General features: G+C 71.6%; 23 protein-coding genes. 15 read left to right on the top strand and 8 right to left on the bottom strand.

What is annotated here, in order from left to right; translation table 11 throughout:
- Positions 1-59 precede the first annotated feature (59 nt).
- The 8 genes from AB0C12_RS09825 (at position 60) to AB0C12_RS09790 (ending at position 10,036) form a co-directional block, all read left to right on the top strand.
- The gene (locus tag AB0C12_RS09825) at positions 60-995 is read left to right on the top strand and encodes a septum formation family protein (protein ID WP_360546078.1); all 936 of its coding nucleotides are present in this window, start codon (positions 60-62) and stop codon (positions 993-995) included.
- Between the two features lie 62 nt (positions 996-1,057).
- Positions 1,058-2,704 (top strand): L-aspartate oxidase, encoded by a 1,647-nt coding sequence (locus tag AB0C12_RS09820; protein ID WP_360546076.1) that lies wholly within the window; start codon positions 1,058-1,060, stop codon positions 2,702-2,704.
- On the top strand, positions 2,701-3,564 hold the full coding sequence (nadC, locus tag AB0C12_RS09815) for a carboxylating nicotinate-nucleotide diphosphorylase (protein ID WP_360546074.1): 864 nt from the start codon (positions 2,701-2,703) through the stop codon (positions 3,562-3,564). The genes AB0C12_RS09820 and nadC overlap by 4 nt, the downstream gene beginning before the upstream one ends.
- A 117-nt stretch (positions 3,565-3,681) precedes the next feature.
- On the top strand, positions 3,682-4,440 hold the full coding sequence (locus AB0C12_RS09810) for a type III pantothenate kinase (RefSeq protein ID WP_360546072.1): 759 nt from the start codon (positions 3,682-3,684) through the stop codon (positions 4,438-4,440).
- 52 nt (positions 4,441-4,492) lie between these two features.
- Entirely contained in the window at positions 4,493-6,001 is a 1,509-nt protein-coding gene (gene lysS / locus AB0C12_RS09805; protein ID WP_360547094.1) for a lysine--tRNA ligase, read from the top strand.
- A gap of 133 nt (positions 6,002-6,134) precedes the next feature.
- Positions 6,135-6,488, top strand: a complete 354-nt coding sequence (locus AB0C12_RS09800) for an Lsr2 family protein (protein WP_212987871.1) — start codon at positions 6,135-6,137, stop codon at positions 6,486-6,488.
- 355 nt (positions 6,489-6,843) lie between these two features.
- Complete coding sequence (locus tag AB0C12_RS09795) at positions 6,844-9,366, top strand: ATP-dependent Clp protease ATP-binding subunit (RefSeq protein ID WP_360546070.1); 2,523 nt, start codon at positions 6,844-6,846, stop codon at positions 9,364-9,366.
- 97 nt (positions 9,367-9,463) lie between these two features.
- Positions 9,464-10,036 carry a DUF4291 domain-containing protein gene (locus tag AB0C12_RS09790; RefSeq protein ID WP_360546068.1) on the top strand — a complete coding sequence of 191 codons (573 nt, stop codon included), beginning with the start codon at positions 9,464-9,466 and terminating at the stop codon, positions 10,034-10,036.
- 383 nt (positions 10,037-10,419) lie between these two features.
- Here AB0C12_RS09790 and AB0C12_RS09785 read toward each other — a convergent pair whose 3' ends face one another.
- A complete protein-coding gene (locus AB0C12_RS09785; protein WP_360546066.1) occupies positions 10,420-11,322 on the bottom strand; it encodes an A/G-specific adenine glycosylase in 903 nt (300 codons plus the stop codon).
- Between the two features lie 25 nt (positions 11,323-11,347).
- Between AB0C12_RS09785 and AB0C12_RS09780 the strand changes: the two genes are divergently transcribed.
- The 3 genes from AB0C12_RS09780 to AB0C12_RS09770 all read left to right on the top strand — a co-directional run bounded on the left by AB0C12_RS09780 (position 11,348) and on the right by AB0C12_RS09770 (position 13,287).
- Positions 11,348-11,851 carry an ACT domain-containing protein gene (locus AB0C12_RS09780; RefSeq protein WP_360546064.1) on the top strand — a complete coding sequence of 168 codons (504 nt, stop codon included), beginning with the start codon at positions 11,348-11,350 and terminating at the stop codon, positions 11,849-11,851.
- Complete coding sequence (locus AB0C12_RS09775) at positions 11,848-12,399, top strand: peptide deformylase (protein ID WP_360546062.1); 552 nt, start codon at positions 11,848-11,850, stop codon at positions 12,397-12,399. Before AB0C12_RS09780 ends, AB0C12_RS09775 begins: the two co-directional genes overlap by 4 nt.
- An 81-nt stretch (positions 12,400-12,480) precedes the next feature.
- Entirely contained in the window at positions 12,481-13,287 is an 807-nt protein-coding gene (locus AB0C12_RS09770) for an adhesin (RefSeq protein WP_360546060.1), read from the top strand.
- Positions 13,288-13,293: 6 nt separating this feature from the next.
- Here the strand turns inward: AB0C12_RS09770 and AB0C12_RS09765 are convergent, their stop codons facing one another.
- The 6 genes from AB0C12_RS09765 to AB0C12_RS09740 all read right to left on the bottom strand — a co-directional run bounded on the left by AB0C12_RS09765 (position 13,294) and on the right by AB0C12_RS09740 (position 18,694).
- Positions 13,294-13,821, bottom strand: a complete 528-nt coding sequence (locus AB0C12_RS09765) for a GNAT family N-acetyltransferase (RefSeq protein WP_360546058.1) — start codon at positions 13,819-13,821, stop codon at positions 13,294-13,296.
- Positions 13,818-14,249 carry a hypothetical protein gene (locus AB0C12_RS09760; protein ID WP_360546056.1) on the bottom strand — a complete coding sequence of 144 codons (432 nt, stop codon included), beginning with the start codon at positions 14,247-14,249 and terminating at the stop codon, positions 13,818-13,820. The genes AB0C12_RS09765 and AB0C12_RS09760 overlap by 4 nt, the downstream gene beginning before the upstream one ends.
- Before the next feature lie 13 nt (positions 14,250-14,262).
- Complete coding sequence (gene disA, locus AB0C12_RS09755; protein WP_212987880.1) at positions 14,263-15,366, bottom strand: DNA integrity scanning diadenylate cyclase DisA; 1,104 nt, start codon at positions 15,364-15,366, stop codon at positions 14,263-14,265.
- A 181-nt stretch (positions 15,367-15,547) separates the two neighbouring features.
- Complete coding sequence (gene radA, locus AB0C12_RS09750) at positions 15,548-16,999, bottom strand: DNA repair protein RadA (protein ID WP_360546053.1); 1,452 nt, start codon at positions 16,997-16,999, stop codon at positions 15,548-15,550.
- Between the two features lie 9 nt (positions 17,000-17,008).
- Positions 17,009-17,776: a hypothetical protein gene (locus AB0C12_RS09745; RefSeq protein ID WP_360546051.1), complete on the bottom strand. Its 768-nt coding sequence runs from the start codon at positions 17,774-17,776 to the stop codon at positions 17,009-17,011.
- Between the two features lie 81 nt (positions 17,777-17,857).
- Positions 17,858-18,694, bottom strand: a complete 837-nt coding sequence (locus AB0C12_RS09740) for a UbiA family prenyltransferase (RefSeq protein WP_360546049.1) — start codon at positions 18,692-18,694, stop codon at positions 17,858-17,860.
- A 46-nt stretch (positions 18,695-18,740) separates the two neighbouring features.
- On the opposite strand from AB0C12_RS09740, the gene AB0C12_RS09735 reads away from it, so the two are divergent.
- The 4 genes from AB0C12_RS09735 to AB0C12_RS09720 all read left to right on the top strand — a co-directional run bounded on the left by AB0C12_RS09735 (position 18,741) and on the right by AB0C12_RS09720 (position 22,207).
- A complete protein-coding gene (locus tag AB0C12_RS09735) occupies positions 18,741-19,466 on the top strand; it encodes a methyltransferase domain-containing protein (RefSeq protein ID WP_360546047.1) in 726 nt (241 codons plus the stop codon).
- Positions 19,463-20,623, top strand: a complete 1,161-nt coding sequence (locus tag AB0C12_RS09730) for an acyl-CoA dehydrogenase family protein (protein ID WP_360546045.1) — start codon at positions 19,463-19,465, stop codon at positions 20,621-20,623. The genes AB0C12_RS09735 and AB0C12_RS09730 overlap by 4 nt, the downstream gene beginning before the upstream one ends.
- Before the next feature lie 63 nt (positions 20,624-20,686).
- Positions 20,687-21,739, top strand: a complete 1,053-nt coding sequence (locus AB0C12_RS09725; protein WP_360547093.1) for a type III polyketide synthase — start codon at positions 20,687-20,689, stop codon at positions 21,737-21,739.
- 9 nt (positions 21,740-21,748) lie between these two features.
- A complete protein-coding gene (locus AB0C12_RS09720) occupies positions 21,749-22,207 on the top strand; it encodes a DUF6023 family protein (RefSeq protein WP_360546043.1) in 459 nt (152 codons plus the stop codon).
- Positions 22,208-22,592: 385 nt separating this feature from the next.
- Here AB0C12_RS09720 and AB0C12_RS09715 read toward each other — a convergent pair whose 3' ends face one another.
- Positions 22,593-23,357 (bottom strand): hypothetical protein, encoded by a 765-nt coding sequence (locus tag AB0C12_RS09715; protein ID WP_360547091.1) that lies wholly within the window; start codon positions 23,355-23,357, stop codon positions 22,593-22,595.
- Positions 23,358-23,379 lie beyond the last annotated feature (22 nt).

Raw genomic sequence — 23,379 nt, 5'->3', positions numbered from 1 at the left:
GGTCGATTGCCCTATGATCGACAAATCGGACATCGGCCGGCTCTCGGGAGGCTCGGTTCATGCGACACCTGCCCCGGCTGCGCCGTGCGCGGCGGTGGCCGGTCGCGGCGGCGCTGAGCCTGCTCACGCTGGCCCTCGCCGCCGGGTGCGGCAATCCGGCCGGCGTCGACGGGGACCTCACCGACGGCTGGGCGGCGATCGGCGTACCGACCGGCTTCACCCCGGCCGCGGAGACGTGCCACCTGGCCAACTTCACGACGTCCGGGCCCCGGTCGACGTACGAGGAAGTCGACTGCAAGCTCAAGCACCGCACCGAGACCGTGTACGTCGGCACGTACCCCAGCCCGGCCGCCGAGGCGTCCGAACCGCCGGCGCAGGACTCGGCGGGGGCGCGGGCGGCGTACCAGAACTGCGATGCCAAGACCACGGCGTACGTGGGCGGGCCGTGGCGCACCGCCCGGCTCTGGATCGGGGTGACCCAGCCGACCCGGGCCGCCTGGACCGGGGGCGCCCGGTGGTACCGCTGCGAGGTGCTGGTGAGCAGCTCGGTCGAGGACGACGGCGGCCTGGTGCAGCGGGTCGGCAGTTTGCGCGGGGCGCTCGACGAGCCCGCTTCGCCGCTGCTGCTGACCTGCTACAGCGTGCTGCTCGACAAGGACGGCAAAATCAGCACGATGCCGGCCCGGGAGTGCTCGGCCAAACACAACGCGGAGTTCGTGGGCATCTGGGACGCCGGCAACGTCGGCTATCCGCGGACCACCGAGCAGTGGGACAAGTTCCACGACGGGTGCCGCAGCCGGATCGCCTCCTACGTCGGCGTACCGGACGACGACGACCTGCAGTTCCGCGCCGGCGTGATCTCGCTGCCGGGCGGGAACGACGTCTGGGAACTGGGCGACCGCGGGGTGCGCTGCTACCTGTGGCTGGACGCGACGACCCTCACGTCCTCGCTGAAGAGCAAGGGCGGCAAGGCCATGCCGGTCCAGTACCAGTAACGCCCGGCACTTCTTACCGCCCCGCCCGTGATTTCCGCGCCCGCGCGATGTTGACTGAGCGCATGTCGCATCTTGCCGACCTTCCGGCGCTACCCCGCCGTCTGGCCGCCGCCGAGCCCGGCTGGACCGAGACCACCGACGTGCTGGTGGTCGGCTCCGGCGTCGCGGGCCTGACCGCCGCCCTGCACCTGCGCGAGGCGGGCTTGCACGTCACCGTCGTCACCAAGGTCAACATCGATGACGGTTCGACGCGCTGGGCCCAGGGCGGCATCGCGGCCGTGCTCGACCCGCTGGACACCCCCGAGGCCCACGCGTTCGACACCGAGATCGCCGGGGTCGGCCTGTGCGACCCCGCAGCCGTACGCGTCCTGGTCGAGGAGGGCCCGGCCCGGATCCGCGAGCTGATGCGAATGGGCGCGGAGTTCGACCGCAACGCCGACGGCTCACTGATGCTGACCCGCGAGGGCGGGCACCGCGCCGACCGGATCGTGCACGCGGGCGGCGACGCCACCGGTGCCGAGGTGCAGCGGGCTTTGCACGAGGCGGTGCACCGCGACCCGTGGATCCGCCTGGTCGAGCACGCCCTGGTGCTGGACCTGCTGCGCGCCGCCGATGGCCGCGCCTGCGGCATCACCCTGCACGTGCTCGGTGAGGGCAGCGAGGACGGTGTCGGCGCGATCCTGGCCCGCGCGGTCGTGCTGGCCACCGGCGGCATGGGCCAGATCTTCGCCTCCACCACCAACCCGGCCGTCTCCACCGGCGACGGCGTGGCGCTGGCTCTGCGTGCCGGAGCCCGGGTCACCGACGTGGAGTTCGTCCAGTTCCACCCGACGTCGTTCATGACCGCCGGGGTGACCTCGGTGCAGCGGCCGCTGATCTCCGAGGCGCTGCGCGGCGAGGGCGCCCACCTGGTCGACGAGACCGGCAAGCGGTTCATGGTCGGCCAGCACGAGCTGGCCGAGCTGGCCCCGCGCGACGTGGTGGCCAAGGGCATCCACCGGGTGCTGCGGGCCACCGGGGCCGACCATGTCTTCCTGGACGCGCGGCACCTGGGCAAGGAGTTCCTGGAGCAGCGGTTCCCGACGATCGTGGCGTCCACCCGGGCGGCCGGCGTCGATCCGGCCACGGAGCTCATCCCGGTCGCCCCGGCGGCCCACTACGCCTCCGGTGGCGTCCGCACCGACCTGCGCGGCCGCACCTCCATCCCCGGCCTGTACGCCTGCGGCGAAGTGGCCTGCACGGGTGTGCACGGCGCGAACCGGCTGGCCAGCAACTCGCTGCTGGAGGGCCTGGTCTTCTCGCGACGCATTGCCGACGACATCGTGGCCGAGCTGCCCCCGCAGGCCGATCCGGTGGCCCCGACCGGCGAGCCCGGCTGGGTCGTCGCCCCGGCGATCCGCGGCGACCTGCAGCGGGCGATGACCCGCGGGGCCGGCGTGCTGCGCTCGGCCGACTCGCTCGCCGCCACGGCGAAGGAGCTGGCCCGCCTCGGCGAGCAGCGCGGCACCCCGCACAACGCGGCCTGGGAGGCCACCAACCTGCTGACCGTCGCGGCCACCCTGGTGGCCTCGGCGGCCGAACGCCGGGAGACGCGCGGCTGCCACTGGCGCGAGGACTATCCGAACGCCCTGGACGAGTGGCGCGGGCACCTGCTGGACGCGATCGACGCCAAGGGTGCGATCACCCAGACCTTCGAGGAGATGGCATGACGGACCGCACGGTGGGGCTGGACCTGGCTGAGGTGGAGCGGGTCGTCTACACGGCGCTGGCCGAGGACCTCGGTGACCCGCCGCGCGACGTGACCAGCGAGGCGACCATCCCGGGCGACCAGGTCGACACGGCCGAGCTGGTGGCCCGCGCGCCCGGCGTCGTGGCCGGCCTGCCGGTCGCGGCCCAGGTCTTCGCGGCCACCTCCGGCGGTACGGCCACCTTCGACCAGCGGATCGAGGAGGGCACCCGGGTCGTCCGCGGCGACGTCCTCGCCGTGGTGACCGGCCCGACCCGTTCGCTGCTGACCGCGGAGCGCACCGCCCTGAACCTGCTCTGCCGGATGTCCGGTGTGGCCACCCACACCCGCAAGTGGGCGGACGAGCTGGCCGGCACCAAGGCGACGGTGCTGGACACCCGCAAGACCACCCCGGGCCTGCGCGCGCTGGAGAAGTACGCGGTCCGCGTCGGCGGCGGCACCAACAAGCGCATGGGCCTGTACGACGTGGCCATGATCAAGGACAACCACAAGCTCGCGGCCGGCAGCATCACGGCGGCCTACCGCCTGGTCCGCTCGACCTTCCCGGGCGTACCGGTGCAGGTCGAGGTGACCACGCTGGCCGAGGCCCGGGAGGCGGTCGAGGCCGGCGCGGACTTCCTGCTCTGCGACAACATGACGCCGGAGCTGCTGCGCGAGGTGGTGGCCGCGGTCGGCGACCGGGCCGAGCTGGAGGCGACCGGCAATCTGACCCTGGAGACGGTCGGGGCCTACGGCGGCACGGGCGTGGACTATCTCTCGGTCGGCGCGCTGACCCACTCGTCCCCGATCCTGGACATCGCCCTGGACCTCCGCCCCCGTTGAGAGCTTGGGCCGCCCGGCGGGGCGGCCCGGCCGGCGTGACCAAGACTGGTGTGGTGTAGTCGCCGGTGCTGCGGTTGTGGAGCCCGACGCCCGTACCTTCGATCGATCGGGATTTTGATGCTTCTCTGCATTGACATCGGAAACACCAACACTGTTCTGGCCACCTTCGACGGCGACAAGATCGTCCACAACTGGCGGATCAAGACCGATGCCCGGTCCACCGCCGACGAGCTCGGGTTGATGTTCCGTGGCCTGCTCGCCGGCGACGCGGTGGAGATCACCGGGGTGGCCGCCTGCTCGACGGTGCCGGCGGCGCTGCGATCACTGCGGACGATGCTCGGGCGCTACTACGGCGACCTGCCCAATGTGATCGTCGAGCCGGGCGTGAAGACCGGGGTGCAGCTGGCCATCGACAACCCGAAGGAGGTCGGCGCGGACCGGGTGGTCAACACGCTGGCCGCGCACGCCCTCTACGGTGGTCCCTCGATCGTGGTCGATTTCGGTACCACCACCAACTTCGACGTGATCAGCGCACGCGGCGAGTTCCTGGGCGGGGCGTTCGCGCCGGGCATCGAGATCTCCTTCGACGCGCTGGCCGCCCGGGCCGCCCAGCTGCGCAAGGTCGAGCCGGCCAAGCCCCGCTCGGTGATCGGCAAGAACACGGTGGAGTGCCTGCAGTCCGGCCTCTACTACGGCGTGGCCGGCCAGGTGGACCGGATCGTCGAGCTGATGACCGCCGAGATCGGGTCGGTACGCTCGGTCATCGCCACCGGCGGCCTGGCCTGGCTGGTCAAGGACGCCTGCCGGACGATCACCGCGCACGAGCCGATGATCACGCTGATCGGGCTGCGGATGGTATATGAGCGGAACGTCTGAACCGGCCTTAGTAGGCTCGTCCGCAACCCGAACCCCGACAGAGAGTCATGCCGTGACCGAGCAGAACGCCCCAGCCGTTGACCCCGCCGAGGACCTACCCGAGCAGATGCGGGTCCGCCGGTCGAAGCGGGACCGGCTGCTGGCCGAGGGCGTCGAGCCGTACCCGGTCGGTTTCGAGCGCACCGCGACGCTCGCCGAGATCCGCGAGAAGTACGCCGAGCTGGCCACCGACACCGCCTCCGGCGACACGGTCGGGATCACCGGCCGGGTGATCTTCGTCCGCAACGGCGGCAAGCTCTGCTTTGCCACGCTCCGCGACGGTGACGGCACCGAGCTGCAGGCCATGCTGTCGCTCGACAAGGTCGGCGCCGAGGCCCTCGAGCAGTGGAAGCGCCTGGTCGACCTGGGTGACCTGGTCGGCATCACCGGCGAGGTGATCACCAGCCGCCGGGGTGAGCTCTCCGTGCTCGCCTCGTCCTGGACGATGACCGCCAAGGCCCTGCGCCCGCTGCCGGTCGCGCACCGCCCGCTGAGCGAGGAGACCCGGGTCCGGCAGCGCTATGTCGACCTGATCGTGCGCCCGCAGGCCCGGGAGATGGTCCGGACCCGGGCGACCGCGGTACGCAGCCTCCGCGAGTCCCTGTTCGCGCGCAATTATCTCGAAGTGGAGACGCCGATGTTGCAGTTGCTGCACGGCGGGGCCACCGCGCGCCCGTTTGTGACGCACAGCAACGCACTCGACATAGATCTCTATCTGCGTATCGCTCCGGAACTCTTTTTGAAGCGGGCCGTGGTCGGCGGCATCGAACGGGTCTTCGAGATCAACCGCAACTTCCGCAATGAGGGCATGGATTCCACGCACTCGCCGGAGTTCGCGATGCTCGAGGCGTACCAGGCGTATGCCGACTACAACGTCATGCAGCAGCAGGTACGTGAGTGGATTCAGGAGGCCGCGAACGCAACCGCCGGCTCACACATCGTGACGCACTTCGACGGCACCGAGTTGGACCTCGGCGGCGAGTGGCGTTCGGTGACGCTCTTCGGTTCTCTGTCCGAGGCGCTCGGTGAAGAAGTGACCGTCCGCACAGATCTGGCGAGCCTGCAGCGGTATGCCGAAAAGCATGACCTTTCCGTCGACCCGAAGTGGGGCCCGGGCAAGCTCGCCGAGGAACTCTTCGAGCACCTCGTACAGCACACCCTGCAGCAGCCGACCTTCGTGCGCGACTATCCCGAGGAGACGACGCCGCTGACCCGGGCGCACCGCTCCGAGCCCGGCCTGACGGAGAAGTGGGACCTCTACGTCATGGGATTCGAGCTGGCCACCGCGTACTCGGAGCTGGTCGACCCGGTGGTGCAGCGCGAGCGCCTGGTCGCGCAGTCGTTGCTGGCCGCCGGCGGCGACGCCGAGGCAATGCAGCTCGACGAGGATTTCCTGCGCGCGATGGAGTACGGAATGCCGCCCGCCGGTGGCATGGGAATGGGAATCGACCGGCTTCTGATGGCGCTCACCGGGCTGGGCATTCGGGAAACGATCCTGTTCCCCTTGGTACGCCCGGAGTAGGGCGTACCGGGACACGATTTACATCGGCACCGCGGCAATCGGCCGCCCGCCATTGACGGATCACGCGGCCCGGGCGTTATTGTTCACGGGGATTGGGTGAACAGAGAACCTGTGTTCGGAAGGATAACGGCGCGTGGCCAAGCAGATCATTCACAAGCTGGTCGATGACCTCGACGGCGGTGACGCCGAGGAGACCGTCAAGTTCGCCCTCGACGGCATTCAGTACGAGATCGACCTGTCCGAGTCGAACGCGGCGAAATTGCGCGACATCTTCGCGCCGTACGTGGGCGCGGGGTCCAAGGTCGCCCGCGGCGGGGTCGTCGTCGGCGGCCGGGCCGCCCGCGGCCGCGGCGGGGCGACCGCCGACCGCGAGCAGAACAAGGCCATCCGGGAGTGGGCCAAGAAGGCCGGCAAGGACATCTCCGACCGGGGCCGGATCCCGCAGGAGATCGTGGACGAGTTCCACGCCAAGGGGCCCGGCCGCTGAGCCGATCGGTCTGACGAAGGGTCCGGGGCGCGCGAGCGTCACGGACCCTTCGGCTTTTCGCGCGCTCTTCGCCGAGCTTGCGTAAGTTATCCACAGGGGTGACGAGCGTTGTCCACAGGCTGTGGACGGAGCTTCGGGCGCGCGGGATTTCGCTGTGCGCGTACTCCGCAAGGGTGGGGAACAGCCGTTGAGCGTGCGAAGTTGGGGAGAACATCGGCGCAGGACGTCCCCAGAGGGCTAGAGGGCCCAGCAGAGTCTCCCGGCGGCGATAGAGTGAGAGAGCACAGGTATCACCGATACCCGTGCGCTGGCCCCGCCAGTTCATTGGCGCACGGCACGTGAGGAGCACGAGGGCATGTTCGAGCGGTTCACCGACCGAGCGCGACGGGTTGTCGTCCTGGCCCAAGAAGAGGCCCGGATGCTCAACCACAACTACATCGGGACAGAGCACATCCTGCTCGGTCTCATCCACGAGGGCGAAGGCGTTGCCGCGAAGGCTCTGGAGAGCCTCGGCATCTCCCTCGAGGGTGTCCGGCAGCAGGTCGAGGAGATCATCGGTCAGGGCCAGCAGGCGCCGAGCGGGCACATCCCGTTCACGCCGCGGGCCAAGAAGGTGCTGGAGCTCTCGCTGCGCGAGGCCCTGCAGCTCGGCCACAACTACATCGGCACGGAGCACATCCTGCTCGGGCTGATCCGTGAGGGCGAGGGCGTCGCCGCCCAGGTGCTGGTCAAGCTCGGCGCCGACCTCAACCGGGTCCGTCAGCAGGTCATCCAGCTGCTCTCCGGCTACCAGGGCAAGGAGCCGGCCGCCGCCGGAGCCGCCGCGGGCGAGGCCGCCCCGTCGACGTCCCTGGTGCTCGACCAGTTCGGACGCAACCTGACCCAGGCCGCCCGCGAGGGCAAGCTCGACCCGGTCATCGGCCGGGAGAAGGAAATCGAGCGGGTCATGCAGGTGCTCTCCCGCCGTACCAAGAACAACCCGGTGCTGATCGGCGAGCCCGGCGTCGGCAAGACCGCCGTCGTCGAGGGGCTGTCGCAGTCCATCGTCAAGGGCGAGGTGCCCGAGACGCTCAAGGACAAGCAGCTCTACACGCTCGACCTCGGCGCGCTCGTCGCCGGTTCCCGCTACCGCGGTGACTTCGAGGAGCGCCTCAAGAAGGTGCTCAAGGAGATCCGCACCCGCGGCGACATCATCCTGTTCATCGACGAGATCCACACCCTGGTGGGTGCGGGTGCCGCCGAGGGCGCCATCGACGCCGCCTCGATCCTGAAGCCCATGCTCGCGCGTGGTGAACTGCAGACCATCGGTGCGACCACTCTTGACGAATACCGCAAGCACCTCGAGAAGGATGCCGCGCTCGAGCGCCGCTTCCAGCCGATCCAGGTGGGTGAGCCGTCGCTGGCCCACACCATCGAGATCCTCAAGGGCCTGCGGGACCGCTACGAGGCCCACCACCGGATCAGCATCACCGACGCCGCCCTGGTGGCCGCGGCGACGCTGGCCGACCGGTACATCTCGGACCGCTTCCTGCCGGACAAGGCGATCGACCTGATCGACGAGGCCGGCGCCCGGATGCGCATCCGCCGGATGACCGCGCCGCCGGACCTCCGCGACTTCGACGAGCGCATCGCCCAGGTCCGCCGCGACAAGGAGAGCGCGATCGACGCGCAGGACTTCGAGCGGGCCGCGCAGCTGCGCGACAAGGAGAAGCAGCTGCTGGGCCAGAAGGCGCAGCGGGAGAAGGAGTGGAAGGCGGGCGACCTCGACGTCGTCTCCGAGGTCGACGACGAGCAGATCGCCGAGGTCCTCGGCAACTGGACCGGCATCCCGGTCTACAAGCTGACCGAGGAGGAGACCTCCCGGCTGCTCCGCATGGAGGACGAGCTCCACAAGCGGGTCATCGGCCAGGAGGACGCGGTCAAGGCGGTCTCGAAGGCGATCCGGCGTACCCGCGCCGGCCTGAAGGACCCGAAGCGCCCCTCGGGCTCGTTCATCTTCGCCGGCCCCTCGGGCGTCGGTAAGACCGAGCTCTCCAAGGCGCTGGCCGAGTTCCTCTTCGGCTCCGAGGACGCGCTGATCCAGCTCGACATGTCCGAGTTCCACGACCGGTACACGGTGTCCCGCCTCGTCGGTGCCCCTCCCGGCTACGTGGGCTACGACGAGGGCGGCCAGCTGACCGAGAAGGTCCGCCGCAAGCCGTTCTCCGTGGTCCTCTTCGACGAGATCGAGAAGGCCCACCCGGACGTGTTCAACACGCTCCTGCAGATCCTGGAGGACGGCCGTCTCACCGACGGTCAGGGCCGCATCGTGGACTTCAAGAACACGGTGATCATCCTGACCACCAACCTGGGCACGCGTGACGTGGCCAAGGCGGTGTCGCTGGGCTTCCAGGCGTCCGAGGACGTGGAGAGCAACTACGACCGGATGAAGGTCAAGGTCAACGACGAGCTGAAGCAGCACTTCCGCCCGGAGTTCCTCAACCGCATCGACGACACGATCGTCTTCCACCAGCTGCGCCAGGACGAGATCCTGCACATCGTGGACATCTTCACCGCGCGGATCGAGACCCAGCTCAAGAACAAGGACATGGGCCTCGAGCTGACCGACAACGCGAAGAAGTTCCTGGCGAAGAAGGGCTTCGACCCGGTTCTGGGCGCCCGGCCGCTGCGCCGGACGATCCAGCGCGAGCTGGAGGACACCCTGTCCGAGCAGATCCTCTTCAACGAGCTGCGCCCCGGCCAGATCGTGGTGGTGGACTGCGAGGGCGACCCGGAGAACATCGAGAAGTCGAAGCTGACCTTCACCGGCGCCGACCGCGGTGCCACGGTCCCCGACGCGGTGCCCGCCGACCTCGGCGCGGCCGCGACCGAGGAGTAATCAGCACGGTTTCTGGAACGGCCCGGTGCTTCGGCGCCGGGCCGTTCCGCGTTTATTCACTGGCCGCGGTACGGCGCCCCGGCCGATCATCAACCGCATGCAGGTACCTCAACGGCAGATCCGAGCGGTCCACACAGCCGACACGATCACCGTCTACCAGGCGTACCGCGCGGAGATCGCCGACCCGGCCGTACGCGCCGGCCGCTTCGTGGCCCCGTTCAAGCGGGACCGGATGACGTGGATCAAGCCGTCGTTCCTGTGGATGATGTACCGCTGCGGCTGGGGCGAGAAGCCCGGTCAGGAGCGCGTCCTCGCCGTGGAGATCACCCGGGCCGGGTTCGAGTGGGCGCTGGCCCACGCGTGCATCAGCCACTACCAGACCGGCAGCGGGGAAACGCGCGCCGAATGGTCACGGCGGGTGCGGCGCAGTCCCGTACGGGTGCAGTGGGACCCCGAGCGTTCGCTGCAGCTCGGGGCGCTGCCGTACCGGTCGCTGCAGCTCGGCCTGGGCGGCGAGGCCGTACCGCGGTACGTGGACGAGTGGACGGTGTCGATCCGGGACGTGACCGACCTGGCCCGCCGGGTGCAGTCCACCCGCGACCCGGCCTTGCTGCCGCCGGAACGGCCTTACCCGCTCCCGGCCGACCTGGCGACGGCCATCGCGGCGTGAACAGCCCGGCGGCCTTGCTGCTCCGGCGGCCTTGCTGCTCCGGCGGCCTTGCCGTTCGGGCTGCCTTGCCGGCTGCCTTGCCGCTCCGGCTGCCTTGCCGCTCCGGCGGCCTTGCCGTTCGGGCTGCCTTGCCGCTCCGGCCGCCCGGCCGCCCGCCCTGCCGCCCTGCCGCCCGCCCGGCCGGCCGGCCGGCCGTGTGCGGCCCGGCTTCGGACGGCCCGGCTTCGGACGGCCCGGCTTCGGACGGCCCGGCTTCGGACGGCCCGGCTTTGGGCGGCCCGGCTTTGGACGGCCCGGCTTTGGACGGCCCGGCTTTGGGCGGCCCGGCTTTGGACGGCCCGGCTTTGCACGGCCCGGCGACGACCCGGCCGGGCCCCGGGCGGCTAGGTCAGCGGGGGGAAGCGGGGTGGATGATCGCCGGCCAGAACGAACCGGTCCGCGTCGGAGTCCAGCGGCTCGACCAGCCCGTCCGTGACCAGCCCGGACAGTGCCCGCGCCCGCTGCACCTCGTCCGCCCAGACCGCGTCCAGCCGCTGCCGGGGCACCGGCCCGGTCGAGTGCCGCAGCACCTCCAGCAGCAGACCCCGGACCTGCCGGTCGGTGCCCGCGTACTTCTGCGGACGCCGGGTCGGACCCGCCGGCGCCGGGGCGCCGCTCTGCCGCCACGCGCACACCGCCTCGAACGGGCAGTCCGGGCAGCGCGGTGAGCGGGCCGTGCAGATCAGCGCCCCCAGCTCCATGAACGCGATGCTGGCCCGGGCCGCCCGGGCCGGCTCGATGGGCAGCAGCTCCGCCATCGCGGCCAGGTCAGCCGTCGTCGTGGTCGGTCCCGCGTCCGGGTCACCGGCGACCGCCCGGGACACGACCCGGCGGACGTTGGTGTCCACGACCGGGTGACGCTGCCCGTACGCGAAAGTCGCCACCGCCCTGGCCGTGTACATCCCCACGCCCGGCAGCGCCAGCAGCTGCTCCAGGTCGTCCGGTACCTGCCCGCCGTGGCGTTCCACGATGGCCACCGCGCACGCGTGCAGCCGCATCGCCCGGCGCGGATAACCCAGCCGGCCCCACATCCGGATGGCCTCGGACGGGGGATCCTCGGCCAGGGCCGCCGGTTCCGGCCAGCGTGTCATCCACGCCTGCCAGGCCGGTGTCACCCGGACCACCGGTGTCTGTTGCAGCATCACCTCGCTGACCAGTACCGCCCAGGCGCTGGTGCCGGGGACCCGCCAGGGCAGGTCGCGGGCGTTGGCGTCGTACCACTTGATGACCGAGTCGGCGAGCGTCATAACCGCACCAGCTTAGGATGCCGGAGTGAACGAGCTTGCCATCACCGTCATCGGTCCCGACCGGACCGGCATCGTCGCCGACGTCTCCGAGGCGCTCGCCGGGGTCGGGGCCAACCTGTCCGACTCCACCATGACCCGGTTGCGCGGACACTTCGCGATGACCCTGATCTGCACCGGCGCCGCCGCCGACGATGTGGAGAAGGCGCTGGCCCCGCTCAGCGGGCTGCTGGCGACCGTCCGGGCGGTGGCTCCCGAGGCGGACACGGACGCGGCCGGGGAGCCGTACCTGGTCAGCGTGCACGGCGCCGACCGGCTCGGGATCGTCGCGGCCGTCACCCGGGTGGTCGCCGCCGCCGGCGGCAACATCACCGATCTCACCACCCGCCTGACCGGCCCGCTCTACGTCCTGATCGCCGAGGTCGACGTGCCGCCCGGCGCGGCCGACGACCTGGCTGCCCGCCTCGCCGTGGCCGCGCAGGAGCTGGGCGTCGAGGTGACCCTGCGCCGCGCCGAGTCGGACGTCCTGTGAGCGACGCCCTGGCCGACTGGAAGCCCGACGTGCTCGGCGTCGAGGGCAAGGTGCTGCCCGTGGTCACCGCCCCGGCCGGCGTGCTCAGCAGCGCCGGCGCCGAGGTCGACCCGGCCGACCCGGCGATCGTGCAGCTCGCCGCGGACCTGGTCGCCACCATGCGGGTCTCACCCGGCTGCGTCGGCCTGGCCGCGCCGCAGGTCGGGGTGGGTGCGCAGGTGTTCGTCGTGGACGTGACCGAGCACCCGAAGACGGTGACCGCGCACGGCACGTTCGTGCTGTGCAACGCCCGGGTCGTCGAGGCGAGCCGGTGGCGGCCCGGCCGGGAGGGCTGCATGTCCGTGCCGGACCTGACCGGCGACGTGAAACGCGCCGGCCGGGTGGTGGTCGAGGCCGTTCTTCCGGGTACGGGTGAGCCGGTGCGGCTGACCACCGACGCGTTCGAGGCGCGGGCCCTGCAACACGAGATCGACCACTGCTCCGGAAAACTATTCCTCGACCGGGTCGCCGGTGCGCACGCCGTCTACCAGCGCAAGGTCTATCTCTAACGATCAGCGCGCGAGACGGTGTCGCATTATCGGCGCGTCGCGGCGGTCATGCCCCCTTCGCGGGGATACCGTGCACCCATCATGCGTTCGACGGTCGGTCCCCTTCCTGCCGCCGTGTACTGGCGGCGTCGCGCTGTGGTGCTCGGAGCACTGCTGCTCGGCGTCATCGTGCTGTTCGTGTCCTGCTCCGGCGGGGACGACAAGGACAGCAACCGCGGCAAGGGCGCTTCCTCGCAGGCGCCGCTCACGCTTCCCTCGGCGTCCAACACCCCCGAGGAAGAGCCGTCCTTCACCGACCCCGGACCGGGCGCGGGCAACCCGTCGCTGCCGGACCCGGGCGAGTTGACCGCCAGCGGCGCCGGGACCAACCCGTCGGCCGGCGCCGGCGGAAACCCGGGCGACGGCACCCAAGGCGGCACTCAGGGCGGCACCCAGGGCACTCAGGACGGTACGCAGGGCGGCACGACCGACACGAACGTGGCGGCAGCCAGTGGTGTGTGCACCGACGCGGAGATGTCCCTGACGCCGATGCCGGCCGTTACCACGGTCCGCCGTGGTGCCCCGCTGGCGGTGCGCCTCAAGATCAAGAACATCTCGGCCCGTACGTGCACCCGCGACGTCGGCCCGGACCTCCAGGAGCTCTACCTCGGCCAGGGAGCCGGCCGGGTCTGGTCCTCGGACACGTGCAGCACGGTGAAGGGCTCCGAGGTCCGCACGTTCCCGCCGAACGGCGAGCGCGAATACAACGTGACCTGGAACGGCAAGCAGGCCAACAAGTGCTCGGGCGGGCTGGCCACCGGCACGGCGCCGGCCGCGGGCGTCTACGAGATGCACTTCCGGCTGGGCGCCAAGGTCAGCGCCCCGGTCACCATCAACATCACCGCCTGAGTCGGTCTAGGCCGGCCGGGCGGGGCGCTCGTAGAGGAACTCCGTCCCGTCCTCTTCGTCCCACTGCTCGCCGACGTGCTCGAACCCGAACCCCGCGATGGTCGCCAGCGAGGCAACGTTCTGCGGACTGATGCTCGCCCGCACCGTCACCACGGACTCCTCACCAGCCGCCCACCGCAGCAGCTCGGTCACCATGGCCTTCGCGTAGCCGCGCCTGCGGTAAGCCGGGTCGGTGCTGTAGCCCATCTCGACCATGCCCGCGTTGTCCGGCGGCCCGTGGAAGCCGCCCGCTCCCACCACCACCCCGTCAGGCACCGAGACCGCCGCGCGGACGATCCAGTCGGCGGACGCCGGATCCGCCGCGATCTGGTCGAGGCGCAGGCGCCAGAGCCACGTCACCTCGTCGCTGAGGAACCATTTCGACAGCGGAATGCCGGTCGCCGTGCGCGCGGCCGCGAGATCGCCGGCCAGCAGAGCTTCGAGGACCGGGGGTGGCAGGCGTACGAAGCGCACTGTCGGCTGTTCGATGCTCATTCGGAGCCGTGGTACGTGCCGGTGTCGTCGGTGTCGTCCGCGAAGTCGGCGAAGTCCACGTTGCCCACGGCCAGGTTGGCCGAGACGTCGGTGAACGACGCCGGGCGTACCCGGAATGTCCGGCCCGGCTCCTCGGCGAGGTCGATCGCGAGCAGCGGGTGCTCGTCGTCGGTGAGGGCGACCTGGTCGGCCAGGAACAGGTACGCCAGCTTGTCGTCCTCGCTCGCGGCGGCGTCCGCCTCCACCAGGTTCTGGATCGTCACCCCCGCGTACGCCGGGTCGCTGACGTAGGTGGCGCTGCGGTGGGCTCCTTCGCTGCGCATCACGGCTCGCAGCTCGTCCCAGGCCGCATCGTCGCTGAAGTCCGCGCGCAGGACCAGGGAGGTCAGATCGTTGGGCGCGGGCAGGGGTGTGGGGATAGCAGTCATGGTGAGGCGAAGCCTAGACGTAGCGCTCGAGGATCGAGGCCTCGGCCAGGCGGGACAGGCCCTCGCGGACCCCGCGGGCGCGGGCGTCGCCGACCCCTTCCACTGCCTGCAGGTCCTCGACCGTGGCGCCCAGCAGGCGTTGCAGGCTGCCGAAGTGGTCGACGAGGCGTTCGACGATCTGGGCCGGCAGGCGGGGCACCTTGGCCAGCAGCCGGAACCCGCGGGGGCTGACCGCCGCGTCCAGCGCGTCGGAGGCGCCCGCGTAGCCGATCGCCTTGGCCACCGCGACCAGGTCGATCATCTCGGTGGCGGTCAGCAGGTCGAGCTCGACCAGGGCCTCGTCGAGCGTGCGGGCCTTGCGCCCGGTCGGCAGGTAGTCGCGGATGACCAGGGTGCGGTCGGAGTCGACGCCGGCCATCAGCTCGTCGAGCTGCAGGGCCAGCAGGCGGCCGTCGGTGCCCAGCTCGACCACGTAGCCGGAGATCTCGTCGGCGATGCGGCGGACCATTTCGAGGCGCTGCACGACCGCCACCGCGTCGCGGACGGTGACCAGGTCTTCGATCTCCAGCGCGGAGAGCGTGCCGGAGACCTCGTCGAGGCGCAGCTTGTAGCGCTCGAGGGTGGCCAGGGCCTGGTTGGCGCGCGACAGGATGGCCGCGGAGTCGTCCAGAACGTGCCGCTGGCCGTTCACATACAGCCCGATGATGTGCATGGACTGGCTGACCGAGATCACCGGGAAGCCGGACTGCTTGGCGACCCGCTCGGCGGTGCGGTGCCGGGTGCCGGACTCCTCGGAGTGGATGCCGGGGTCGGGCATCAGGTGCACGGCGGCCCGGACGATGCGGGTGCCGTCGCTGGAGAGCACCACCGCGCCGTCCATCTTGCACAGCTCGCGCAGGCGGGTCGCGGAGAACTCCACGTCGAGCGGGAAACCGCCGGTGCAGATCTGCTCGACCACCGCGTCGTAGCCGAGCACGATCAGCGCGCCGGTGCGGCCGCGCAGAATGCGCTCGAGGCCGTCGCGCAGGGCGGTGCCCGGAGCCATCAGGGCGAGGTTGGCGCGCAGCGGGTCACCGCTGACTCCACCGCCGGTCAGGCCGGGCGTCGTCGGGGTCATCGGGCGGGCTGCCGAACCGTTGACGCCGGCAGCAGCGCCATTGGCATGGCGGTTTGATGAGGCATCGCGGTCGAGCGGCACCTGTACATTCTACGGACTCGTATCCAGGTCAACGAGCCGCGGTTCCGCCGGGGCTCCAGAGCGTGATCGACGGTCACTGCCGGTGAGCGTGCGGCGCGGCTCATTCGGCTGACGCCCGGGCTGCCCACTGCACCGCGGTCTGCAGGTCGCCCACCTCGACGACGCGCATGCCCTTGGGCGGGCTGTCGCCCTCGCCGGTGCCGTACCCGGGTGGGACCAGGGCGAAGCGGAAGCCCAGCCGGGCCGCCTCGGCCAGCCGCCGCCCGATCGCGCCGACCCGGCGCACCTCGCCGGTCAGCCCCACCTCGCCGATCGCCACCAGGTGCGGGGCCATCGCCAGGTTGAGCGCGCCGGAGGCCACCGCCAGGGCCATCGCCAGGTCGGCCGACGGCTCGGTGACCCGGATGCCGCCGACGGTGGCCGCGAAGACCTCCCGGTCGTGCAGCTTGATCTTTTCCATCCGGCGCTGCAGCACCGCCAGCACCATGGCCAGCCGGGCGCTGTCGAGCCCGGAGACGGTGCGCCGGGGCGAGCCCTGCACCTGGGCGCCGATCAGGGCCTGCACCTCGGTGACCATCGCCCGGCGGCCCTCCATCGCCACGGTGACGCAGGTGCCCGGCACCGGCTCGTTGTAGCGGGTGAGGAACAGCCCGGACGGATCGGCGAGGCTGACGATGCCGGTCTCGTGCATCTCGAAGCAGCCCACCTCGTCGGCCGGGCCGTAGCGGTTCTTCACGCCGCGGACCAGGCGCAGGGACGAGTGCTTGTCGCCCTCGAAGTGCAGCACCACGTCGACCAGGTGCTCGAGCACCCGCGGACCGGCGACCGAGCCGTCCTTGGTGACGTGCCCGACCAGTACGGTGGCCACCCCGCGCTCCTTGGCGATGCTCACCAGGGCCGCGGTGACGGCGCGGACCTGGGTGACACCGCCGGGCACACCCTCGGTGCCGGGCGCGGAGATGGTCTGCACCGAGTCGATGATCAGCAGCCCGGGCTTGACCGCGTCGAGGTGACCGAGGACCGCGCCGAGGTCGCTCTCGGAGGCGAGATAAAGATTGTCGTGCAGGGCGCCGAGCCGCTCGGCCCGCAACCGCACCTGGCTGACCGACTCCTCGCCGCTGACCACCAGCGAAGGGGTGTTGGTGCCCGCGGCCCACTGCTGGGCCACGTCGAGCAGCAGGGTCGACTTACCCACGCCGGGCTCGCCGGCCAGCAGCACCACCGCGCCCGGCACCAGACCGCCGCCGAGCACCCGGTCGAGCTCGGAGACGCCGCTGGGCACGGCCTTGGCCGGGGCGGCACTGATGGTCTTGATGGGACGGGCCGGCTCGGACGGCATCCGCGAACTGACCACCCGGCCGGACACCACGGGACCGGTCAAGGTGGACTCGATGATCGAGCCCCACTCGTTGCACTCGGGGCAGCGGCCCAGCCACTTGGGCGGCTGGTGCCCACACGCGTCGCACTGATAGGCGGGCCGCGGCTCAGAGCGGGCGCGGGACGGAGTGCGGGAAGTCGTCACACCAGTCACGCTAGCCCGCCGGTATGACAAACCGGGGACTTACTCCCCTTCGCCGAGATTCTCCTCGGGACCGATGCCGGGCGCCCGCGACGCCGGGCTCAGCGGGATGGCCATCGGGGCCTGCAGGACCAGCGGCTGCGCGCCGTTGCTGAACTCGAACACCAGGTTGATCGACTGACCCGGGACGAGCTTGCCGCTCAGGCCGATGGCCTGCAGCTTCTCGGCGTCCTCGGGCAGGAAGGTGGCCGCGCCGAGCGGTCCGATCTCGATCCGGGCCGGCCGCGCCGCGGCGCCCGCCGGGGTGGGCGCGGTCGAGGGCGCCTCGCCCGGGCTCGGGTTGGTATTCGGGTCCGGGCTGGGGATCTGGTTGCTGTTCTGGTCGTCCTCGGTGTCCGAGGGCCGGCTGCCGGAGGGCTCCGGGATGGCCGTCGACGGCGCGGAAGGCGCCGTCGAGGCGCCGCCGACCAGGCCGACGGACCGCGCGGAGACCACGGTGTCCTGCTCCGTGGTGTCGGTGGCCGGCTGGCTGCTGACCAGGACGGTGATGGCCTGCCTGGTCTGGTTGTAGAGGCCCAGCTGCAGCGGCGCGGCGGCGCCGGCCGCGTAACCGGTCGTGCCGTCGTACGCGACCGCGAGGTTGCGGATGTAGACCGAGGCGTCGGAGTTCTGTGAGTTCACGCCGTAGACCGACGGGTTCTTGAGGGCCGTCTCGGCGACCTGACCAGCGCTGCAGCCGGCGAGCGCGATGGCGGCCAGCGTGGCGACACCCGTGGCCACAGCGGCGCGGCGGGTTCCCGGCGAGCGCATCACAGTCCTCCAAGAAACTCGAGAATGCTCCGCGGATCAGCCTAGAGGGCGTGGATCCGGCGCGTACGGCGACCCGTCCATTCACACCACCCGGCCGCTGAACACGAGCAGCACGACGTCGAGGAGTGCCACCACGATGACCGATCGAAACATCGCGACCTGCCGGGTGCCGCGGCGGAGTGCCCGCTGACCCGCGTACCAGCCCAGCGGCAGGACCAAGACGGCGGCCGCGGCGACCGCGATGCCCGGCCACGACGGCGGCCCGTCCGGTCCGAAGACCAGGGTGAGGGTCGCGGCCAGCAACAGACCCGCCGCCGCGAACTGGGATCCGGTCGCGCCGAGGCGGTGCGGCAGCCCGACGACGCCGGTCGCGGCGTCGTCGGCCAGGTCCGGCAGCACGTTGGCGAAGTGCGCCCCGCCGCCGAGCAGCGCGCCCGCGGCGACCAGCCAGGCCGGCGGCCAGGGGTGACCCGGCAGGGCGAGCACCACGAAGGCCGGCATCAGCCCGAAAGCCACCAGGTAGGGCAGCACCGACAGCGGGGTGGACTTGAGCGGCCAGTCGTAGAGCAGCGCGAAGATCCCGACCAGGGTGACGCAGATCGCGGCGGCTGCCCCGAAGGGCAGCCCGAGCAGGGGGATCGCCAGCGAGGCGACCAGGCCCGCGACCCCCACGGTACGGCGGGAGACCACCCCCGAGGCCACAGGTTTGTCGGTCCGCCCGGCGACCCGGTCCCGATCGGCGTCCAGCCAGTCGTTCACCCAGCCCACGGAGAGCTGGGTGGCCCCGATCGCGGCGGCGACGCCGAGCACGCTCCAGCCCCGATGCCCCACCCCGACGGCGAGCAGAGTCATGGCCAGGGTGACGGCTCCGCCCGGTTCGGGGTGGGAGGCCTTGAGCAGAGCGACGGGTCGGAACATGAAAGCAGTGTGGTGGTTGTGACCCACTCGTGCCACGCTCGATCACATGCCCCCGCTGCCCCGCAACGATCCTCGTCAGTACGACGACCTGGCCGGCGAGTGGTGGCGGCCGGGTGGAGGCTTCGAGATCCTGCACTGGCTGGCGCGGGCCCGCGGCGCGCTGGTGCCACCGGCGCAGCGCCCGGCGGCGGTCCTGGTCGACGCGGGATGCGGCGGCGGCCTGCTGGCCCCGCACGTCGAGCGGCTCGGCTACCGGCACGTCGGCGTCGATCTGCGCCGCGCCGGGCTGGAGCAGTCCGCGGCCCGGGGAGTGATTCCGGTGACCGGCGACATCACCGCGCTGCCGCTGGCCGACGGCTCGGCCGACGTGGTGGTCGCCGGCGAGATCCTCGAGCACGTCACCGACCTGCAGGCCGCGGTGGCCGAGCTGTGCCGGGTGCTGCGGCCGGGCGGGCTGCTGGTACTGGACACGGTCAACGGCACCTGGGCCGGCCGGTTCCTGACGGTCACGCTCGGCGAGCGCTTCGGCGTGGCGCCGGTCGGCCTGCACGACCCGGACCTGTTCGTCGATCCGGGCGAGCTGACCGTGGAATGCGCCAAGCACGGCGTGCAGCTGCTGGTCCGCGGCCTGCGGCCGAGCGTGGTCGGGCTGATCCGCTGGCTGTTCCTGCCCACCGGTCCCGGGGCGGGTCCGCTGGGCCGGATGATCCCGACCCGTTCCACCGCAGTGGTCTACCAGGGCATGGGCCGCAAACAGGGGGAGATGGCATGACGACTGTCGAGGAGGCGCGCCGGTTGGCGCCGCGGTTCGCGGCCCGGGCCGCGGAGCACGACCGGGAGGGTGTGTTCCCGGCGGCCGACTTCGCCGACCTGCGCCGCTCGGGCATGTTCGGGCTGATGGTGCCCGAGCGGCTGGGCGGCGCGGGAGCGGGCTTCGCCGACTACGCGGCGGTCGCCTACGAGCTGGCCCGGGGCAACGGCGCCACGGCGTTGATCTTCAACATGCACGCCTCGGTCACCGGCGCGCTCGGCGGCGTCACCAACGAACTGGCCGAGGCGCTGGGCCTGCCACCCGAGGCGCTGGAGGCCCGCGACCGCTACCTGCGCGCGGCCGCCGAGGGCAGCTGGTACGCGGTGGCGATGAGCGAGCGCGGCGCCGGCTCCCGGCTCTCCCAGATGACCACAAGTTACGAGGAGACCGACGAGGGTTTCCACATCAAGGGGGCCAAGACGTTCTGCTCGGGGGCGGGGCACGCGGACGCGTACCTGGTGGCGGCCCGCAGCTCGGCTGACCCGGACAAGGTCTCGCAGTTCCTGGTCCCGCCGGGTGCGGGCCTGACCGTCGAGCGGACCTGGGACGCGCTGGGCATGCGCGCGACCGGCTCCAACGACGTGCACATCGACGTCACCGTCCCCACCACAGCCCTGCTCGGCGGGGTGGAGGGGCTGGCGCTCGTGGTCGCCCAGCTCGCCCCGCACTGGATGGTGGCCAGCTACGCGGCGGTTTACGTGGGGGTGGCCCGGGCGGCGGTGGACGCGGCAGTCGAGCACGTCACCGCCCGGGGACTCGGGCACCTGCCGGCCGTACGGGCGCGGATCGGGCGCGCGGACGCGGCTGTCGCGGCAGCGCACCTGGCCGTCATGGAGGCCGCCCGCCGGGTCGACGAGGAGCCCGGCGAGGCGGAGACCAACCGCTGGGTGTGGCGGGCCAAGCTGCTGGCCGGGACGACGGCCGCGGAGGTGGCCGCCTCGATGCTGGAGGCGGCGGGCACCTCGGCGATGCGGCGCGGGCACCCGCTCGAACGCCTCTACCGCGACGCCCGGGCCGGATCACTACAGCCCGCGACCTCCGACGTGTGCGCGGACTGGCTCGGCGTCGAGGCGCTGGGCGGTGATCCGGACTCGCAAGGCTCCGCCCCGCGGTGGTGAACGCTTTTCGCGGGTAAGGCACCAGTCGGCGGGGTTCGGCCTGGGGAGGCACAAGTGAAAAGAATCGGTCAGGCAGTGATCGCCGGCCTGGGTACGGCATTGCCACCGGCAGCGGCACAGGACGACCTGTGGGAGGGCTTCTTCTCGCAGCACTACACGGGCGGCCGCCGCGGACTGGCGAAGCGGATCTTCGCCAACTCGGGGGTACGCACCCGGCAGGCGGCGGTCAGCCCGCTGCTGGAGGACGTCTCCGGCTGGTCCACCGAGCGCCGGATGCGCCGCTACCAGGTCGAGGCCATGCCACTGGCCAAGGAGGCGGTCGGCCGCGCGCTCACCGAGGCCGGCGTCGCCGCCGACGAGCTGGGCCTGCTCGCCGTCTGCTCCTGCACGGGCTACGCGACGCCCGGCCTGGACATCCTGCTGGCCCGCGACATGGGCATGGCGCCGTCACTGCAGCGGCTCTTCGTCGGACACATGGGCTGCTATGCCGCGCTTCCGGGCCTCGGCACGGCCGCGGACTACGTCGCGGCCCGCGGCCGTCCGGCGCTGCTGCTCTGTGCCGAACTCACCAGCCTGCACATCCAGCCCGCGGATTCGCGGGCGGACATCCAGCAGATCGTCTCGCACGCGCTCTTCTCGGACGCCGCGGCCGCCGTCGTGCTCACCCCGGAGAGCAGACCCGGAGGGTACGTCGTCAGCGACGTCGCCGCGCTCACGGACACCACCACAGCCGGCCACATGACCTGGGACGTCACCGACCTGGGCTTCCGGATGGGCCTGTCACCGCAGGTCCCCGACGTGCTGGCCCTGCACGTCCGGGCCATGGTCGACGACCTGCTGACCCGCAACAACCTGACGATCGCGGACGTGGACGGCTGGGCGGTGCACCCCGGCGGCCCGAAAATCCTCGACGTGGTGCAGGAACAGCTCGGACTGACGACCGAGGCGATGGCGGCGTCCCGCGAGGTGCTGGCGACGTACGGGAATTGCTCGTCCCCGACGGTATTGCTGGTCCTGGACGCGCTGCGGCGCAGGCCGCAGCCACCGCGCCGGGTCGTGATGCTGGCTTTCGGGCCGGGCCTCACGCTCTATGGCGTCCTGCTCGACACACCCTAGTGTTGTCGCGTGCGAGAGGACCGGGCCGCGGGCGCGACGCTGTACGCGTTCGCCCTGGTCCTGCTGCTGGTCGGGGGCGTGTGGTTCGTGCGCGCGGCCCCGGAGGTGGGAGAGGACCCGGCGGTGGTGGCCGGCCGGGCCACGGTCGAACGGCTGCTGCCTGACCTGCCCCGGCAGGCGGGGGCGGAGACGATGGTGCTGGCTGCGGGCGGACGCAAGGAACGCAACACGTCGGTGGTCGGGGGCGCGTACGCGCTGGCGATGCTGTGCGTGGGTGACGGCCAGGTCCGGGTACGGCTGAGCGCTACGGGGGAGGATTCGGGGCGGGCGGTGCCGTGTTCGGCGGAGGAGCCGGAACCGGTGGAGCTGACGGTCGGCCTCGCGGACAACCTCTTCATGGCGGTGTCAGCAGAGACCCGGGGCGCGGCGGTCTTCCGCTGGCGCGTGATCCGGACCCGCTCCTACTGATCCTCTTCGCGGACCGGCCCGTCTCCCGGGCTGGTGCGTTTCGCGTCTTGGCCCGGTCCGCGCTGGCCCGTTTTGTGGGTCGAGCTGTGGCGCGCGAGCTGCTCCATTCGTCGGCTGACTCGCCTCGCGATCAGCCCGTCGGGGTGCTGGTTCGTCTTCCGCGCTGTTCGGCTCGGCATGCCGGTCCGCTCGTCGGCTGACTCGCCTCGCATGCTGGTCCGTCCGCGGCTGTCCGTTTCGCGCAGGCAGCCCGTCTTGCGCCGCCTTGTGCGCGGCCCCGTCTCGCATTTGCTGCGCCTCATGACAAGCGTCACTTACCGGGCGGATCTTGCCGACCGTCTCCGGGGCCGCCCGAGGCTTGCCGGGCGAGGGTTGTCACGCAGCGTCAGAGTCGGGCCAGGTCGGGGCGGAAGTCCTCGATCGAGAACGTCCGGGCGATCTTGCGGACGATTTCACCCCCGCGGTTGACCAGCAAAACCGCCGCGGTGCCGTCGGGCATGCCGAGTTGGAGCCCCGCGCGGAGCTCCCCGGTGGGGTCACGCAGCGCGCGCACTGTCCTGGACTGAGTCTGTGGTACGGCGTTCGTGGGCGGGGCGCCACCGGTCTGTCCAGCGACGGGAGCGGCGACGACTGTCACCACGGCGATCCCGGGCGGCGCCGCGGCCGTGGTGTCGGCCACCAGGTCGGCGCAGTCGCAACCGTCGGTGAGCAGCACGACCGCCGGCAGCTGGCCGCGTAGCGGGACGGTCTTGCCGTCGCCGCCCATCAGCTCCAGGGCGGGCAGGATGTCACCGCGGTCGTCGGTCGTGGTCGCGGTGCGCTGGGTGGCCGGTGAACGGGACGGCCCGGGCCAGGCCGAGGCGAACAGGCTGGCCACGGTGACCAGGACGGCCATCGAGATGATCAGGACCGGGGCGCGCAGGCAGGCGGCGCCGACCCGGCGGAGGGCGCGCATGCCGGGGCGGTCGGTGAACTGCTGCCAGCCGGTGCGTTCCTGCGAGCGGTGCAGCTCGGCCTGGACGGCGCTGACCTCATCGGAGAGCTCGGAGAGGTCATCCGGGATGACGATGACGCCCCACTCCTCGGGGAGGTCCGGCAGACCGTCAGGGGAGCCGCCATCGGGCGGCCAGTTGCCGCCGTTGTCGCTCATACTGCCCACGATTCACCCTCCC

The organism is Actinoplanes sp. NPDC048967 (assembly GCF_040649415.1).
Lineage (GTDB): Bacteria > Actinomycetota > Actinomycetes > Mycobacteriales > Micromonosporaceae > Actinoplanes.
The sequence above is the reverse complement of the archived record's forward strand: the minus strand, read 5'-3'. Positions and strand labels throughout refer to the sequence as shown.

Coding starts and splice junctions, on each gene's coding strand:
- AB0C12_RS09820 (WP_360546076.1), top strand. CDS start 1,058: ATGTCGCATCTTGCCGACCTTCCGGCGCTACCCCGCCGTCTGGCCGCC.
- AB0C12_RS09790 (WP_360546068.1), top strand. CDS start 9,464: ATGCAGGTACCTCAACGGCAGATCCGAGCGGTCCACACAGCCGACACG.
- AB0C12_RS09760 (WP_360546056.1), bottom strand. CDS start 14,249: ATGACTGCTATCCCCACACCCCTGCCCGCGCCCAACGATCTGACCTCC.
- AB0C12_RS09740 (WP_360546049.1), bottom strand. CDS start 18,694: ATGTTCCGACCCGTCGCTCTGCTCAAGGCCTCCCACCCCGAACCGGGC.
- AB0C12_RS09825 (WP_360546078.1), top strand. CDS start 60: ATGCGACACCTGCCCCGGCTGCGCCGTGCGCGGCGGTGGCCGGTCGCG.
- AB0C12_RS09785 (WP_360546066.1), bottom strand. CDS start 11,322: ATGACGCTCGCCGACTCGGTCATCAAGTGGTACGACGCCAACGCCCGC.
- AB0C12_RS09745 (WP_360546051.1), bottom strand. CDS start 17,776: ATGCGCTCGCCGGGAACCCGCCGCGCCGCTGTGGCCACGGGTGTCGCC.
- AB0C12_RS09810 (WP_360546072.1), top strand. CDS start 3,682: ATGCTTCTCTGCATTGACATCGGAAACACCAACACTGTTCTGGCCACC.
- nadC (WP_360546074.1), top strand. CDS start 2,701: ATGACGGACCGCACGGTGGGGCTGGACCTGGCTGAGGTGGAGCGGGTC.
- AB0C12_RS09735 (WP_360546047.1), top strand. CDS start 18,741: ATGCCCCCGCTGCCCCGCAACGATCCTCGTCAGTACGACGACCTGGCC.
- AB0C12_RS09715 (WP_360547091.1), bottom strand. CDS start 23,357: ATGAGCGACAACGGCGGCAACTGGCCGCCCGATGGCGGCTCCCCTGAC.
- disA (WP_212987880.1), bottom strand. CDS start 15,366: ATGACCCCGACGACGCCCGGCCTGACCGGCGGTGGAGTCAGCGGTGAC.
- AB0C12_RS09730 (WP_360546045.1), top strand. CDS start 19,463: ATGACGACTGTCGAGGAGGCGCGCCGGTTGGCGCCGCGGTTCGCGGCC.
- AB0C12_RS09795 (WP_360546070.1), top strand. CDS start 6,844: ATGTTCGAGCGGTTCACCGACCGAGCGCGACGGGTTGTCGTCCTGGCC.
- AB0C12_RS09770 (WP_360546060.1), top strand. CDS start 12,481: ATGCGTTCGACGGTCGGTCCCCTTCCTGCCGCCGTGTACTGGCGGCGT.
- AB0C12_RS09765 (WP_360546058.1), bottom strand. CDS start 13,821: ATGAGCATCGAACAGCCGACAGTGCGCTTCGTACGCCTGCCACCCCCG.